General features: G+C 39.2%; 13 protein-coding genes. 12 read left to right on the top strand and 1 reads right to left on the bottom strand.

Going from position 1 to position 16,762, the window contains the following annotated elements; genetic code table 11:
* The first annotated feature begins 59 nt into the window (after positions 1-59).
* From mrcB to H592_RS0109010, 12 genes are all read left to right on the top strand, one after another.
* Positions 60-2,321 carry a penicillin-binding protein 1B gene (mrcB, locus tag H592_RS21905; RefSeq protein ID WP_084296248.1) on the top strand — a complete coding sequence of 754 codons (2,262 nt, stop codon included), beginning with the start codon at positions 60-62 and terminating at the stop codon, positions 2,319-2,321.
* 1 nt (position 2,322) lies between these two features.
* A complete protein-coding gene (locus H592_RS21900) occupies positions 2,323-2,742 on the top strand; it encodes a SufE family protein (RefSeq protein ID WP_037071435.1) in 420 nt (139 codons plus the stop codon).
* Positions 2,735-3,526 carry a DUF3108 domain-containing protein gene (locus tag H592_RS21895; protein WP_051369104.1) on the top strand — a complete coding sequence of 264 codons (792 nt, stop codon included), beginning with the start codon at positions 2,735-2,737 and terminating at the stop codon, positions 3,524-3,526. Before H592_RS21900 ends, H592_RS21895 begins: the two co-directional genes overlap by 8 nt.
* Positions 3,527-3,575: 49 nt before the next feature.
* On the top strand, positions 3,576-4,538 hold the full coding sequence (rlmF, locus tag H592_RS0109050; protein WP_245600394.1) for a 23S rRNA (adenine(1618)-N(6))-methyltransferase RlmF: 963 nt from the start codon (positions 3,576-3,578) through the stop codon (positions 4,536-4,538).
* A 481-nt stretch (positions 4,539-5,019) separates the two neighbouring features.
* Positions 5,020-5,355, top strand: a complete 336-nt coding sequence (locus tag H592_RS0109045; RefSeq protein ID WP_028868494.1) for an antibiotic biosynthesis monooxygenase family protein — start codon at positions 5,020-5,022, stop codon at positions 5,353-5,355.
* A gap of 503 nt (positions 5,356-5,858) precedes the next feature.
* Positions 5,859-6,899 carry an HlyD family secretion protein gene (locus H592_RS21890; RefSeq protein WP_051369103.1) on the top strand — a complete coding sequence of 347 codons (1,041 nt, stop codon included), beginning with the start codon at positions 5,859-5,861 and terminating at the stop codon, positions 6,897-6,899.
* A 32-nt stretch (positions 6,900-6,931) separates the two neighbouring features.
* A complete protein-coding gene (gene rbbA, locus H592_RS0109035) occupies positions 6,932-9,706 on the top strand; it encodes a ribosome-associated ATPase/putative transporter RbbA (RefSeq protein WP_028868493.1) in 2,775 nt (924 codons plus the stop codon).
* Positions 9,707-10,834, top strand: coding sequence for an ABC transporter permease (locus H592_RS0109030; RefSeq protein WP_028868492.1), 1,128 nt, complete (start codon positions 9,707-9,709; stop codon positions 10,832-10,834).
* A gap of 120 nt (positions 10,835-10,954) precedes the next feature.
* Complete coding sequence (locus H592_RS23605) at positions 10,955-11,212, top strand: Rdx family protein (protein WP_028868491.1); 258 nt, start codon at positions 10,955-10,957, stop codon at positions 11,210-11,212.
* A gap of 105 nt (positions 11,213-11,317) precedes the next feature.
* Positions 11,318-11,635, top strand: coding sequence for an antibiotic biosynthesis monooxygenase family protein (locus H592_RS0109020; protein ID WP_028868490.1), 318 nt, complete (start codon positions 11,318-11,320; stop codon positions 11,633-11,635).
* Positions 11,636-12,055: 420 nt separating this feature from the next.
* Complete coding sequence (locus H592_RS23255; protein WP_051369102.1) at positions 12,056-14,041, top strand: efflux RND transporter periplasmic adaptor subunit; 1,986 nt, start codon at positions 12,056-12,058, stop codon at positions 14,039-14,041.
* Positions 14,042-14,044: 3 nt separating this feature from the next.
* A complete protein-coding gene (locus H592_RS0109010; RefSeq protein ID WP_028868489.1) occupies positions 14,045-16,189 on the top strand; it encodes a site-2 protease family protein in 2,145 nt (714 codons plus the stop codon).
* 247 nt (positions 16,190-16,436) lie between these two features.
* Here the strand turns inward: H592_RS0109010 and H592_RS0109005 are convergent.
* On the bottom strand, positions 16,437-16,762 hold a 326-nt coding region (locus H592_RS0109005; protein ID WP_028868488.1), incomplete at its 5' end, for an ISAs1 family transposase.

The following is a 16,762-nucleotide window of genomic DNA, read 5'->3' as shown; positions in this document are numbered from 1 at the left end:
GCTTAACATGGCTAATACATACCTAAAATTTATTAAAAAATGAGTTAACTAAATCTGTTATGGCAAAAACACCTAAAAATGAAAGCGCTAAGAGCAAACCGAAAGAAACGACAAAAGGTAAACTCAAACAAGGCGCTAAAAAAGAAAGCGGGGAAAAAAGTACAGCTAAAAACCCCAAAACAACTCGTAAACCCACAGCAAGAAAAAATACTAAAAAAAGTACGAGTAAATCGCAGACACCTTCCTTTAAACAACGTTTTTTTAGAGGGTTATGGTCAATTACATGGAAAGCGAGTCTCGCTTTTATTGCCTTTATTATTATTTGCGGGATCTATTTTGATAAAAAAATAGAGCGTCGTTTAGATGGATCTACATGGACTCTGCCTGCTGCATTATATGCACGCCCTCTCACATTACAGGTTGCATCGCCATTAACTCAACACGCCTTGGTCAGTGAACTAAAATTACTGAATTATCGTGCAGTGAAAAGAGTACAAAGCCCCGGTCAGTTCTCAACGGCGGGTAACCGTGTCATTATTTATCGTCGTGCATTCGATTTTCCTGATAAATCAGAGCCTGCTCAATTAGCCGAGGTGAGCTTCAATTGGCAAGGGGTGAGTAGCCTTAAAACAAGACAGCAAAGCCATCTACAACAATTTCATTTAGATCCTTTGTTATTAGACAGGCTGAATAGCAAGCAAATTCAAGACAGAGTCTTTGTACCTTTTGAGAAAATACCAGATCTCTTTATTAATACATTGCTATTAATGGAAGATCGTAATTTTTATCATCATCAAGGTGTCTCACCTTTTGCCATCTTACGCGCGTTTATTGTGAATTTTAAAGCGGGGAGAACGGTACAAGGAGGTAGTACATTAACGCAGCAATTAGCAAAAAACCTGTTTCTATCACAAGAGCGTAGCTTATGGCGTAAGTTTCAAGAAGCGTATATGGCGGTGTTAATTGATCATAAATACAGTAAAGACAAAATATTAGAAGCTTACTTAAATGAAGTGTATTTAGCGCAAAATGGTGCGACGGGTATTTATGGCATCGAGCTAGCTAGCGACTTTTATTTTGCACGTCCCGTTGATGAGTTACGCGTTGAGCAAATTGCATTATTGGTGGCAATTATCAAAGGTCCTTCCTACTACAACCCAAGAAGGAACCCTGAACGAGCACTGGCGCGTCGAGATTTAGTGTTACGTTTAATGCTTGAACATAACTATATTAATACCGCACAATATCGAATAGCCGCCAAGGGAAACCTTAATCTAAGTAATGCGAAGGCGTTAAATAACCGTGCAAATCCAGCTTTTGTGAGTTTGTTAAACCGAGAGTTGCAAAGTGATGTGCCAGCAAGTGTACGTAAAAAAAGTGGTTTATCGATCTTTACATCAATTTCTCCTTTAGCACAAAAAAATGCAGAAATAGCGATACAAAACGGGGTGCCAAAAGTACAAAAAGAGGGGCAACACGACTTACAGGGGGCGATGGTTATCACTGACCGCGAATATGCTGAAGTACGTGCGATTGTTTCCGGAAAGAATGTTAAGTTTAGTGGTTTTAATCGTGCATTAGACGCAAGTCGACCAATTGGTTCTTTGGTTAAACCAGCAGTTTATTTAACGGCACTAGATCAAGGTTATGCATTAACTGATACATTAAATGACAAGGCGATTATCCTCAAAAATAGCACCGGCCAACGCTGGCGCCCTAAAAATTACGATAGAAAATTCCGTGGAGAAGTGACCGTGGAGTATGCGCTAGTGCACTCATTGAATGTCCCGACCGTAAACCTAGGCATGCAAGTAGGCTTAGGCAATGTTATTGATAGTTTGCATAAAATGGGGGTTAATGAAAAAATACCTGCTTATCCATCTTTAGTGTTAGGCAGTGTGTCATTATCTCCTTTTCAAGTCGCGCAGATGTATCAACCGATTAGCATGAAAGGAGTGTATAAACCGTTAACAATGATTCGTTCTATCGTATCGAGTCAAGGTGAGGTAGTTTATCAACGTAGTCAACATGCGCAGCAAATATTTTCATCACAATCGGTGTCACAATTATCTAATGCGTTACATAAAGTGACTACTGAGGGGACCGCTCGCAGTTTACGTTGGCGCAATCCCGGACAAGACTTTGCTGGTAAAACGGGAACCACTAATAATCTTAACGATAGCTGGTTTGTCGGGTTTGATAAAGATGAAGTGGTCACCACATGGGTTGGGAAAGACAATAATAAAAGTGCAGAATTAACAGGCAGTAGCGGGGCATTAGTTTTGTTCTCCGACTATATGAAAGCAAAAGTAGGGAACTAAAGTGCAACAATTAACACCAATAACTAATGTCGAGCAGTTACAGGAAGCATTTTCTCATAATAAAAGTTGGGATGCACAATATCGGCTTATTATTCAATTAGGTAAAAAATTAGATGCTTTTCCTGAACAGCTAAAATTAGAACAACATCAAGTAAAAGGTTGTGAGAGTTTAGCGTGGTTAGTGATCATCGAAGAAAATGGCGTTTATGATTTCAAAATGGACAGTGACACTCGCGTGGTCAAAGGGTTAATGAAAATTATTTGGTTAATTTTTCATGGGAAAACCAAACAGCAAATAGAGGATATTGATTATCAGGATCTATTTGCTCAATTAGGGTTGTTAAATCATTTGAGTCCATCTAGAGCCAATGGTTTATTTGCCATTATAAATACTATTAAAGGAGTCAATTCTATTGACTAATATTCAACTTAAGATTGTTTTATCCAGTTTATTTTTACTAACTCACTCTGTTTTTGCGACAGCAAATGACGTGTCTGCACAACAAGTAAGCGCCGCTACTGATGCATCTATTGATGTTGAAATAAATAGTGGAACTGATTCAGCAGCCGCTAATAGTAACCACCGTTATGTTTATGATGTTTATTATAAAAGTATATCGATTGGTGACATGACTCAAGAGTACCGTTGGAAAGGAAAAAATGTTGCGGTTAATTCAGTTGCTGATTTTTCTTTTTTATATTTTTCATTTGGTGGTAGCCAACAATCAGACATTGTTTGGGACGACACAAAAAAACTATTTTTAAGTCGTTCATTTGTTAGAGAAAGTGTTGGCTTTAGTACGGTCGAAATGACCGCTAAATTTGACCCAACAGGCCATCATTCAGAAGTTGTAAATAATGGGGAAAGCGCTGAATACTCAAACCAAGAAGGACCCATTGTTGACTTTAATACCGTGACCTTACAAATTGGGGAAGGGTTAAAAAAAGGACAAACGGATTTCGAGTTTTATATGCAAACATCTGACGATATTGCCCATTATTTCTTCCAGCTAAAAGGGACGGAAGTGATTAAAACTAAGTTCGGGGAAATGGAAGTATATCGAGTACAACAAACCCGAAAGAAAGATCGTACGTTTATCGCTTGGTTTGCCCCTCATTTTGATTATCAAATGGTTAAATTTGAATATCAAAGAAAAGTGTTAGATATCCACGGAGAACTAGTTGAGCATGGCACTGACTTTTAATTTGATACAGGCTCCGTGATAAAAATGATAGCAGTGAAATAGGATGAAAGTGAAAAAGAATAAAATCAGTAAAGGGGCGTTACATCCTCGTAATAAGCATATCGGTCGATATGATTTTACGGCTTTGGTTAAGTCATGCCCTGAACTCGCAGCTTGTTTAATACAAAACCCTAAAGGCGACTTAAGTATCAACTTTAGTGATGCTCAAACTGTCTTATTGTTGAATAAAGCATTATTAACGCATTTTTATCAAATTGATTTTTGGCAAATACCCCCGGGTTATTTATGTCCGCCTATTCCTGGCCGAGTTGATTATGTACATTACATTGCTGATTTATTAAGTGAAGACCTTGTAGGAGGCATTCCTACTGGTTCTCATATTAAAGGATTAGACATAGGCTGTGGTGCAAACTGTATTTATCCTATTCTAGGCAGTCGTAGTTACGATTGGTCTTTTGTCGGCGTTGATATTGATAAGTTGGCCGTGAAAACGGCGACCTTGTTAGTCAATGCGAACAAAAATATCAGTAAAAAAATTACCATTCGTGAACAAAAAAACGCACAACAGATTTTATTAGATGTGGTGAAGAAGTCGGATAAGTTTGCTTTTTCTATGTGTAACCCTCCTTTTCATACCTCAATGCAGGCAGCAGCTGCAGGTAGTTTATTAAAACAAAAAAATCTTGGTAAGCATGCACTGTCTAACGCGAATAAAACAATTAACAATGATGCTGACTTAAATTTTTCTGGGCAAGCGCATGAGTTAAGTTGTGCTGGTGGTGAAATTGCTTTTGTGAAACAGATGATCACTGAAAGTGCGCAGATCAAAGAGCAAGTTGGTTGGTTCACTTGTTTACTTTCTAAAAGTGAAAATGTGAACCCTTTGAAAAAAGCACTGGAAAAGCATAATCCTCAACAAGTGAAAGTGATTGAGATGTCTCAGGGGCATAAAATAAGCCGCTTTATTGCTTGGACTTATTTAGACCCACAACAAAGGAATCACTTTTTCTAACTGATTTATTTAATTTTTTGAATAGTGCGTGGATAAACCCTCTTTTAACTAACCTCAATTCTGGTTAATGAAAGCAGAATTATATTTAAAATCATAAAATTATATTTTTTGACTATACAGCGCCGTTAGTTTTGCGTAGCTCAAAGCGAATTATTGAAGCGATAACTGGTTATTGAAAGATAATTTAACGAAAAAATCCGCGGAAATAGCGGTGTTGTATCGCTTTGCTTACCCATAACTGAGGTTAATTAAGTGTAACTACTCAGGCCGTCGCTATTTAAGCCTATTTCTTCGTTGAAAAATGCTCATTTAAACCACTAAACTGCGCTTTTTCGCCTTGAACTAAGCATAAATAGCTTAGCCCTGAGCATTTACGTTTTTATTTTGGTAAAAAGCACTCAGTTTTAATGAGTGCTGAGTAGTTACAATTAAGTTAAGTCTTTTAATGACTCCGAGATAGTAAGTATTAAAAGGAAGTTCGATGTTAGCAGTGATTCTAGAGTTTGATGTTATTGATGGTATGGAAGATCAATTTAAAGCGGCATGGGCTGAAACAACGGAATTGATTTATCAGCACTTTGGTAGTCTTGGCTCAAGGTTACATCATTCAGAGAACGGAAAATTTATCGCCTATGCGCAATGGCCAAGCTTAGAGGTGTATGAAAATGATCATTATTGGCCTGTCGATACGAACCAAGCCAGAGATAGAATGAGATCCTCTCTGAAAACAGGAAAACCAACTGTACTTCATAAATTAATATTGGACACTGACTTGTTAAAAGCGACAACTTATACTGCTGTTAATAGCAATTATTAGTTCAAATAAGTATAAGCTCGTTTAGACGAGATTGTCATAGTAAGTTTAACCGATAATATTTTTTGTTTATGGTTGATTTTTCGATAGACGCTGCGTTTTTATTACCTACCCATTCAGATAAACAATCTAGCAGTATCTTAATATTACTTCGCTATTGTTTTTCTATTATTTTGCTATTGCTCTGCACTTGAGGCCATGCCTAATTATTCAAATTTTATCAATCATTTTGTTATGTCCGTTATCAATAAAAGTGTATTAATAGATCGATATTTAAAATAGTCAATAAGTACTCGGCGCTCAATTTTTTGGATCTTTTTTTCTTATTTTGTATATTTATTTAGGGCTGTTAATTTCCTATTATCCTCTTCAATTAATGCTTGTAAACACATAAAATTAAAATGAAATTTATATTTTTATTTGTGAGCGTATTGGTTTTTATTTAGCGATGAGAAGGCTACAATTCAGAGACAATGAAGAACAAAAACATAGCGGGGTTATAGCACATGAATAAAAGTGTGAAACAAGTAATAAGTGGCTCTGTATTAGTAGTGATCGTTATATCAGGCTGGTGGTTGTGGCAATCATTTCAAACGCCACAATTAGCCTCTGATTTTGCGGTGGGTAATGGACGAATTGAAGCCGTTCAGGTTGATATATCCACTAAAATTGCAGGGCGTGTTAAAACGGTGCTGGTCAAAGAAGGGGATCTTGTTCAAGCAGAACAAACGCTGGCTCAGATTGATACTGCTCAATTATATGCTCAGAAACTTCGTGCAGAAGCCGATGTCGCGAGTGCTAAAAGCCTTGTTGCTTCCGCGCAAGCATCGATCTCAATGAACAAAGCTCAACAGCTTCTTGCAAAACAAGAGCTTGCTCGTGTTAAAGCGTTGATTGATAAAGGTCATACCAGCAAAGAAAATTATGACCTTAGGGTCAGTAATGTGTCGGTGGCTAAAGCAAATCTAGATGCTGCTCAAGCGATGCTTATTTCACGACAACGTAATGTCGATGCTGCCAATGCAAATGTCACTGAAATTCAAACCCAACTTGATGATGCAACACTGATTTCACCAACGATTGGTCGAGTGTTATATCGTCTTTCAGAACCCGGTGAAGTGTTAGGCAGTGGTGGCAAAGTGCTGACGCTGATCAATCTTGCTGATGTTTATATGGAGGTTTTTTTGCCCACCGCGCAAGCCCATCGTATTGCCATTGGTGCCGAAGCTAGAATTAAGTTAGATGTGCTTGATGTTGCTATTCCTGCAACCGTGAGTTTTGTTTCACCGGAGGCGCAATTTACCCCTAAACAGGTTGAAACACAAAGTGAACGAGAAAAGCTAATGTTTCGTGTCAAAGTACGGGTCCCTGAACAATTGGTCTTAAATTACATTGAACGGGTGAAAACGGGTATTCGTGGCGTTGCTTATATTCGATTGACTACATTACCCGGCGAAGCGCCATCAATATGGCCTGAGTTTCTTCAGAAATTACCCGCAAATGTTGATTTGACAACTACAGTAAATGTTGATTTACCACAAAAATAAATGTCAATTAGTTGTGAATTGATGGAGTCATTATGGTTGCGCAAAATCATCCCGTTATTTGTCTTAAGGGGATAACACATTGCTATAAAAATAGATCTGCTGTTAATGATCTCACACTAGATATACCTGCGGGCTTAATGGTTGGGTTACTTGGGCCCGATGGTGTAGGTAAGTCTACCTTGATGGGGTTGATTTCAGGCGCTCGTAAGTTGCAGCTAGGTCACCTCGAAGTACTTGGTGGCGATATGTCCTCTGTGCAACATCGAAACAGTGTCGGTCCGCGCATTGCTTATATGCCACAGGGGCTTGGAAAAAATCTTTATGCTGAGCTGAGTGTTGAGGAGAATCTTGATTTTTTTGGTAAGCTTTTTGGGCAAGGCAGTATTGAACGCAAAACGCGGATCGACAGGCTCACTAAAGCAACGGGGCTTGGTGCTTTCTTATCTCGACCTGCGGGTAAACTCTCAGGTGGGATGAAACAAAAATTAGGGCTTTGTTGTGCACTTATCCACGACCCTGATTTATTGATATTAGACGAACCAACCACGGGGGTTGATCCACTTTCTCGACGCCAGTTTTGGCAGTTAATTACAGATATTCGTAGTGAACGTCCCACTATGAGTGTACTTGTTTCCACTGCCTATATGGATGAAGCGGAAGGTTTTGATTGGTTAGTAGCCATGGATGATGGAAAAATTCTTGATACGGGGACTCCACTGGCACTAAAAGCTAAAACAGGCGCAAAAGATATCGAGGCTGCATTTGTTTGTTTATTACCGAAAGAAAAACGTGGTAAAGCGAGCAAACTGGTGATCCCTCCTTTAGATAACGCACAAGGCGTTGCAGCCATTAAAGCGCAGGGATTAACACGACGTTTTGGTGATTTTGTTGCCGTTAATAATGTTAGTTTTGAAATTCAGGTTGGCGAGATTTTTGGTTTTCTTGGATCGAATGGGTGTGGAAAAACGACCACCATGAAAATGTTAACCGGCTTGTTGCCCGTTTCAGAGGGAGAAGCTTTCTTGTTTGGTAAACGAGTCGATGCGAATGACTTAGCGGTCAGGCATCGTGTAGGTTTTATGTCACAAGCCTTTTCACTTTACGGCGAGTTAACCGTTGAGCAAAATTTAACATTACATGCTCGCCTATTTCATCTCAGTGCTGAAAAAACTATTGAGCGTATTACTACCTTGGTGGATCGTTTTGATTTACGTAAGCAAATGAACTCCCTTGCTTCATCGCTCCCACTTGGTATGCGTCAACGTCTTTCCCTTGCGGTCGCGGTTATTCATGAGCCTGAAATGCTGATCCTCGATGAACCAACCTCGGGTGTGGATCCCGTTGCAAGGGATAGTTTTTGGCAACTATTAGTTGAATTATCCCGCCACGATAAAGTTACTATTTTTATTTCAACACATTTTATGAATGAAGCATTACGTTGTGATCGAATTTCATTAATGAATGCAGGCCAAGTGCTTGTTTGTGACACTCCACAACATTTAATTGAAGCGAAGGGGGTGGCTTCTCTAGAAGCTGCTTTTATTAGTTATATTGAGGAAGGTATTGCTGAAACAGCCGATAAAAATTCTAACACAACGGAAGTGCCTTCTCACTTAGTCAGTATTGCATCAAATACAACATCTAATACAAAATCAAAAAAGGGCTTGTCTGCTACTCCTCAGTTTAGCCTTAAACGCCTTTTGGCTTACAGTTATCTTGAAACAATGGAAGTGATGCGAGACTCAGTGCGTTTAGCCTTTGCCTTTTTTGGGAGTGCGATTTTACTAGTCGTTATTGCTTATGGTGTTTCTCTCGATGTTGAAGATTTACGTTATGCGGCACTAGACTTGGATCATTCACCTGAAAGTCGGCAATATTTAAGTAATTTTGAAGGCTCACGATATTTTCTCGAGCAACCTGTCTTATACAGCAAAGACCAACTTGAACAGCGCTTAAAGTCTAATGATATTACTCTTGCTATTGAAATACCTCCGAACTTTGGACGTAATCTTAAAAAGGGTGAAAATACAACCATATCCACATGGATAGACGGTGCGAATACCACCCGTGCAAGTACTATCGCCGGTTATGTGGCTGGCAGCCACCTTCATTATCTTACAACACTGGCAACCAATGCGGGTATTGACGCGAGTGCTGCTTCACATGTTTTAATCGAATCTCGTTATCGTTATAACCCGTCCTTTGAAACTATCTATTCAATTGGCCCTAAAACACCTGCTCTGTTATTACTTTTATTCCCGGCGATCTTGATGGCCGTTAGCATTTCGCGAGAAAAAGAGATTGGAACAATTACCAACTTTTATGTTACTCCAACCAATCGGTTTGAATATTTGATTGGTAAGCAACTTCCTTATATTGCGATAGGAATGGTTAATTTTGTGGTTTTGACGCTGCTAGTTGTCTTTCTGTTACAGGTCCCTTTAAAAGGAAGTTTATTGGGATTAACGTTAGGTGCTTTTTTGTATGTTTGCGCTTCGACCAGTTTTGGGTTGCTCATTTCTTCTCTGACTAAATCTCAAGTTGCCGCCATATTTGCGACCTCTATTTTGTCATTGATGCCGACGATTCAGTTTTCGGGAATGATTCAACCGACCTCCACCTTAGAAGGGGCTGGTAATTTCATTGGCTCTATTTGGCCTGCAACCTATTATATGCATTTGAGCGTCGCTGCCTTCACCAAAGGGTTAGGCTTCTCTGACCTAATCAGCGACTTGCTTATATTGACCCTTTTCGGACCGATATTTTTACTAATTGCAGCTGCTATTTTGAAAAAACAGGAGACCTAAATGTTCAAAGTTTGGATTAATATCTTCTGGCTTGGAGTTAAAGAGCTGCGTAGTGTTTTTGCTGATGTTTTTGTGGTTGGATTTATCGTATTTGCATTTACGTTAGACATCTATTCGCAGGCTACTGCGATGAGTGAGTCGGTAAATAATGCATCGGTTGCGATTGTTGATGAAGATCACTCTGAACTCTCTCGCAGTATTGCCAGTGCACTTTATCCTCCTTATTTTAAAGTACCCGTGTTAATTAGCCCAGATCAAGTTGATCAATCCATGGATCACGACCGCTTTATGTTTGTGGTGAGTATTCCACCTGATTTTGAAAAACAGGTGCGAGAAGGCAATCAACCCAGTGTGCAAATAGATATTGATGCCACTGCTGTCTCGCAGGCAAGTCTTGGTAATAGCTATATTCAGAGTATCGTGACTAGCGAGGTAAATTATTTTGTAAATCGTTCCGATAAGGCCACTACTTACCCTGTGACACTGGTTCAGCGACGTGCTTTTAATCCCAATGGTACGGGGATGTGGTTTGGTGCAATTAATGCGTTACTTAATCAAATAACCTTGCTGACCATTATATTGACTGGGGCTGCTTTATTGCGTGAGCGTGAACATGGGACTATCGAACATCTCTTGGTTATGCCGTTAACTTCATTTCAAATTGCGATTGCCAAAGTCTGGGCCAATGGGTTAATTATACTTGTCGCGTTCATGTTATCGATGTTGTTTGTTGTCGAAGGTCTACTCGATGTACCGGTTGCAGGCTCACGATGGTTATTGCTTGGCGGAACGGGGATCTACCTATTTGCTTCCGCTGCTATTGGCATTTTTTTGGGGACGATTGCACGAACAATGGCGCAGTTTGCATTATTACTGATGATGGTGATCATGCCTATTATGATGCTTTCGGGGGGATTGACTCCGATTGAAAGCCAACCGATGATCATACAACCTTTAACTTGGTTTTTTCCTTCTCGTCATTATATGGCTTTCTTTCAAGCGGTCGCTTTTCGAGGAGCAGGGTTGAATATTATTTGGTCTGAGCTACTGATTATTATTGGCCTTGGGGCGATTTTCTTATCTGCTAGTTTGGCATTATTCCGACGCTCTATTTCAGTGAGTAAATGAGACAAAGAAAGTAGGTGTTTCAAGGTTTAATCCGCTGACTGAACGATACTATTGGTGACTTATTCCTTAAATTCAATCAATAAACTTGATGTTGAAGTATTACTTATTTTCAATGATTGAATCTTTCTTTGGAGCGTTACACCCACGCACAAAATAGAAGTTAAATACTGTAAAAAATGTCGCTGGTTAATGCGAGCCATCGTGGATGACCCAAGGTTACTAAGCACTTTTGAAAACGAGTTAGATGAGGTGTCATTATTATCCGGAGAAGGTGGCTTCCCCGAAATAACCGAATTAAAGCAGTTGGTCAGAGATGTTATCCCCCCAGATAAAGACTTAGGCAGTATTGATCGTAAAACGAATAAAAGCGTGTCTTGATTAGTCATTATGTCACTACCCAAGGAGATATAAGATAACAAAATATTTATTTTTCCACTCTTATTGTATGTTTTTAATGCGTACATTTAATTCTCTGGAGCCATTATGTCAGCAATCGCGAATACACCTACCCCGCCTTATTACGCAGTAATTTTTACTTCTATTCGGACTGAAAAAGAGGACGGTTATGTAGAGATGGCTGATAGGATGGTTGAACTTGCTCAGCAGCAACCTGGCTTTTTAGGAATTGAATCAGCAAGAGAAGAGGTAGGAATTACCGTCTCTTACTGGAGGGATTTAGAGGCAATTAAAAACTGGAAAGCTAACAGCGAGCATCTACAAGCCCAAAAATCAGGGCGTAAATCTTGGTACGATAGTTTTAAAGTACGTATTTCAAAAGTAGAGCGTGATTATGGCCTTTAATCACAATACATTTTTATTGATGTTACTGTAAAAGTGATATTAGACATTTATTAATACTACTTTCGAATTGTTAACTATTTGAAAGTAGATACTATCTAGCACTATATTTTCTTCACCCATGATGCAATCGCTTTCAATGGTCTATGCTGATATCGCTTATTGTATAAATGCTTAGATTTTTACACCTTGAATGATAACGGGTATATACTCTCTTTTATTAACCCTATTTGAGTATTAAATGCGGTGTTTCGGTATAGACATTTACCTATTTTCTAAATATTAAACCTTTTATTTAACGATTGTTCTGTATTGATATTTTATTCTGAATATTTTTTGCTCACTCTTTCGAGGCCAGTCAAATGGCTATGCACTTTAGTTCGTCACTGCGAACATAAATTTATCTACAGGAAGTTGATATAAGTGATAGTTCAAAATTGGCTTGAACAACTGTGTTTGATGATTCCAAATGTTCAGGCATCGATAGTTGTTAAGCATTTGCATGAAGGTAGTGATGCTAAACCGATAGCGTACTGGCCGAACTCATCGATTGATTGCGATAGGTTATTGCAGAGTTTACCTTTATTGAAAGTACAATTATCGCCAGTGGTGACCATGGGTAAACAGTTGCCTGCTGATAACAACACTTCTAAAAAATCTAATGACACACTGATCATCGCTTATCCGCTGTCCTTTTGTGCTGATTCATCTGGTGCAGTGATCCTTGAGGTCGAAGCTAAAATCACTCAACAAGCGGTGTTGTTACAGATGCTGAAATGGGGGCAAAGTTGGTTACAATTATTATTAAACAATATTAAAAAAACAGGCGATACAGTCAGACCATCACAGGATGCATTAAAAGAAAAGCCAGAGAAAAGTAATCAAGACCAGACTAAGCAAACCCCTTTAAATTATTTAGCGATTATTCAGGCGATTTTGTCTTGTTCTGAAACGCAACAAGCTAACATGACATTAGTCAATGAAGTTTCACGTTGTTGGCTATTTGATCGAGTTTCATTGGGTATTGTTAATGGCAATGACGTTGAAGTAAAAGCGTTATCGCACAGTGCTCATTTTGATCAGCGTAGTAACCTAGTTGTTGGTTTACAACAGGCGATGATGGAAATGAAAGATAGCGCTGAAGGGCGATATTTTCTAAGTGCTGAGGTTGAAGATCTTATTGATTATCCAGAACATCAGCGATTACTCTTACAACATGAGAATAACGCCTTAATATCTATACCGCTTAAAAATAATGAACAAACGATTGCGATATTATTATGTGAATTTCAATCAGAAGCTCAAGAAGACCCAACGTTATCGGTTTCTACTAACGAACTAACTGCCAAAGCCGTTTCTACCAAAAAGCTGTCTACCCAAAAGCTATCCAACATAGAACCGCTTGATCAACACGCAATAGATGATAATGCTAATAACGAGCTTATGGCTTCTAAATATTTAACTGAGCTTACTCTGTTAGCTCGCTTGTTAGGGCCCTTAGTAGGGTTACATCAGCGCGGTAGTCAAAGTATTCCTGAGCACATAATGGGGCGCTCCCGTGCTTACTTAACGCGAATGAATCAAGGTAGGTTTGGTAAATTACCCTTATCGGTTGGTGTGATTTTGTTATTGTTGATGACCTTTGTTGTTGATAAGGATTTCAGAGTTAGTTCCGAGGCAACGCTTGAGGGGCGTATACAGCGAGCGGTGGTTGCCCCATTTGACGGGTATATCGACAGCGCTTTTTCGCGTGCAGGAGAACAAGTACAAAAGGGGACGCTATTGGCTCAACTGGACGATCGTCCTTTACAGTTAGAAAAGCGCGGTTGGTTGAGTAAAAAAGAAGAATATCAAAAGCAATATCGACAGGAACTTGCGACATTAAGCCATGCTAAATCACGCATCATTAAAGCCCAAATCGCCCAAGCAGACATTCATATTGCTCAGGCTGATAGTCGTCTACAGCGCGCCAAGTTACTTTCTCCATTATCTGGCATTATTATTGAGGGGGATTTATCTCGTTCATTAGGTGCGCCCGTTGAACAAGGGCAGGTACTTTTTGAGGTCGCCCCACTAGATGATTACCGTGTAGTATTAAAAATTCATGAACGTGATATCGCATACTTGCAAACAGGGCAAAAAGGTTCATTGATGTTAACTGCTTACCCTAATCATTCGATACCGTTAACTATCGAGCAAGTGGCTATCGTCTATGAGCAAGAAGGGGATTACACTTGGTATCGAACCGAAGCCAGCCTTTCCTCTTCGCATTTGCCTAACGCTATATTATTACGTCCTGGCATGGCTGGGTTAGGAAAAATAGAAGTGGGTCAAAAAAGTCTAGCTTGGATAGGACTGCACCGTTTAACTGACTGGTTACGTTTGTGGTTTTGGTCATGGACGCCTTAAACCATGATAGTTGACCAACAGACATGGGATTCAATTGCCCAGCTTAAACCTAAACTTCGGTCGCATGTGACTTTTTACCAACATGTGTATCGTCAACGAATATGGCATATTGTTGCAGATACGCTGTCGAGTTCGCATTTTCGTTGTACTGAATTGGTGTTTCAGTTTATTCAATGCCTTGACGGCTCACATAGTATTGAACAAGCCTATCAACATTGTCTTGACCTCGAGGGGGAGCAGGCGCTTGAACACATCGATATTATTAACGTCATTGCTACGCTTCAGCTAAAAGGTTTACTGCAAGGTGACATTTCTGTTTCTGTAGAGGATCTTTATCAACGTTATAGTCAACATCAACGGCAACAAAAAATGCGTATTTGGTCGCGCCCTTTATCATTTAAGTTATCGTTGTGGGATCCTGACCTTTGGCTTGAGAAGATAACGCCTTTATTTGCAGGTGTATTTAATCGCTGGGTATTGATATTAAGCGCATGCTTAATTATGTTGGGTAGCAGTGTTGCTGTAGGTCATTGGCAAGCATTGGCTGAGCATTTTTCGGTACGCTTTATGGGGCCTCAAAATCTAGTTCTCATCTGGCTGTTATACCCATTGGTTAAATTTTTTCATGAGCTAGGGCACGCAATTTCAACTAAATATTGGGGGGGCGAAGTCCATGATATGGGGGTATTGTTTATTGTATTTATGCCCGTTCCCTATGTCGATGCATCAACCAGCCATCAATTCAGCGATAAAAATCAACGTATGATGGTCGCTGCGGCGGGTATTTTTATTGAGTTATTACTGGCCGCTTTGAGTATTCTTTGCTGGTCTGTGATGGATGATGGTATTGCGCGTGATATTGCCTTTAATATTGCCGTTGTTGCCGGGCTTTCTACACTGTTTGTTAACGGTAATCCTTTACTGCGTTTTGATGGTTATTATGTGTTTTCTGATGCTATTGAGATTCCCAATCTTGCTAGTCGCTCAAGTAAATATCTTGCTTATCTGTGTCAGCGTTTTCTATTAGGATTGGATCGTCATACTTTACCCAACCCTTCCCCAATAACTGCTGATGGAGAACGCTCATGGTTTCTTTTTTATGGGATTGCTGCTGGTATTTATAAACTGATCATAAGCTTTAGTATCGCTTTTTTTGTGGCCAGTCATTATTTTATTATTGGTGTTATATTAGCTTTATGGTACTTGTTGCAGCAACTTTTATTACCCACTTTTTCCGCGCTTAAAACCTTATTTATGTTAGCCAAAGAGCACGGTCGATTTAAGCGATTAACCTTAACGACTTTACCGATCATTTTATTGTTTTCGTTGTTGTTTTTTTATCCTTTACATTGGAGCTCACATATTGAAGGGATCGCAACCTTACCAGAAGCCGCTTCAATACGAGTGAAAAGTGACGGTTTTATGAAAGCAGTATTGAAAAATAATAATGAGCAAGTGAAGGTCGGGGATATTTTATTTGAGCTTGAAAACCCAGAATTAGTAACTAAAAAGCAATTAATTAAAGCACAAATAGCGGAACTTGAAATTCGAGAAAATCAAGCATTTATGGAAGGGCCTTCGGCAACTCAGGTTCTCAAATTAGAAATTCAACATGCACAAGCAACTTTAGCGGATATACAAGTTGGAATTGATAGCTTAGCTGTAAAGAGTAAATTAGCCGGAGTGATATCTATCCCCAAAGCTCTGGATATGCCAGGTCGTTTTTATCGTAAAGGAGATATTTTAGGTTATGTTATTGACCTGAATAAAGTGTCCATCAAAGCCATTATCCCTCAGAATAAGTTTGAGCAGCTTAAAATGAAGCAGATCAATTGGCAGGTTAAATTAAATAGCCAGCCTATGTCTACCTTCAATGCCACAACCGGACAAGAAATTCCACAGGCATCATTCCAATTACCGAGTGCTAAATTAGGGACTGCTGGTGGCGGTGCAATAATCGTTGATGCCCGAGATAAAGAGGGGCGCACTGTACTTGAGGCCGTGTATCAAGTTGAATTGATTTTTGTAAATTATACTGAGCATTATTTAGCCGCTAAAGTTATTGTGAAAGTTAATCATCAACCAGATAGCTTCGCTGCTTATCTATCTCGAATACTTACACTCTTCTTCTCCGCTCATTTTCAATAGAATAAAGACTAAGTACTTCGTTAAGAAGTCAACACTATGGATTTGCTCTCCATCATATTTGTAATTCCCATCTGACTTAAAATAAACATTACTACCTTTTGAGTATTTTTTGTGTTTTAAACTACACTAGTTTTATATAAACAAATTTCCGCATACATGGATAACAGTATGAATTTAAAAAGTAATCAGTATTTAAACTATACCCTTACCGATTTAGCAGCGAGGTTAGCTTCAGTCCAGGGCGAAATCATGAAGCACCTTGCCCTGTAAGGACTCGCTCGATGTAATCTGTATTTCGATTGGCCTTCTTTTGTTTTCTCTTGATACTTGCTTTAAATGTTTTGTCCGCATTTAGCAGATTAAGTGCGGTATGACGCACCGTTGCATAGTTTTCTGCAGAATTTTCTCTTCTAACTCTGCTGGCATCTTCATGCATTGCGGTATCGAGTTTCCAATGCAGTTTAACTTCGATAGCCCAGTGTTCTCGAGCCGCATTAGCAAATTCATTAACACTTAAATCCGCGGAGCTAATATAGAATCGAGCAGAAGCTTCTGTTGTCTTACCTTTCTCTG

This window comes from Psychromonas arctica DSM 14288, assembly GCF_000482725.1.
Taxonomy (GTDB): domain Bacteria; phylum Pseudomonadota; class Gammaproteobacteria; order Enterobacterales; family Psychromonadaceae; genus Psychromonas; species Psychromonas arctica.
The sequence above is the reverse complement of the archived record's forward strand: the minus strand, read 5'-3'. Positions and strand labels throughout refer to the sequence as shown.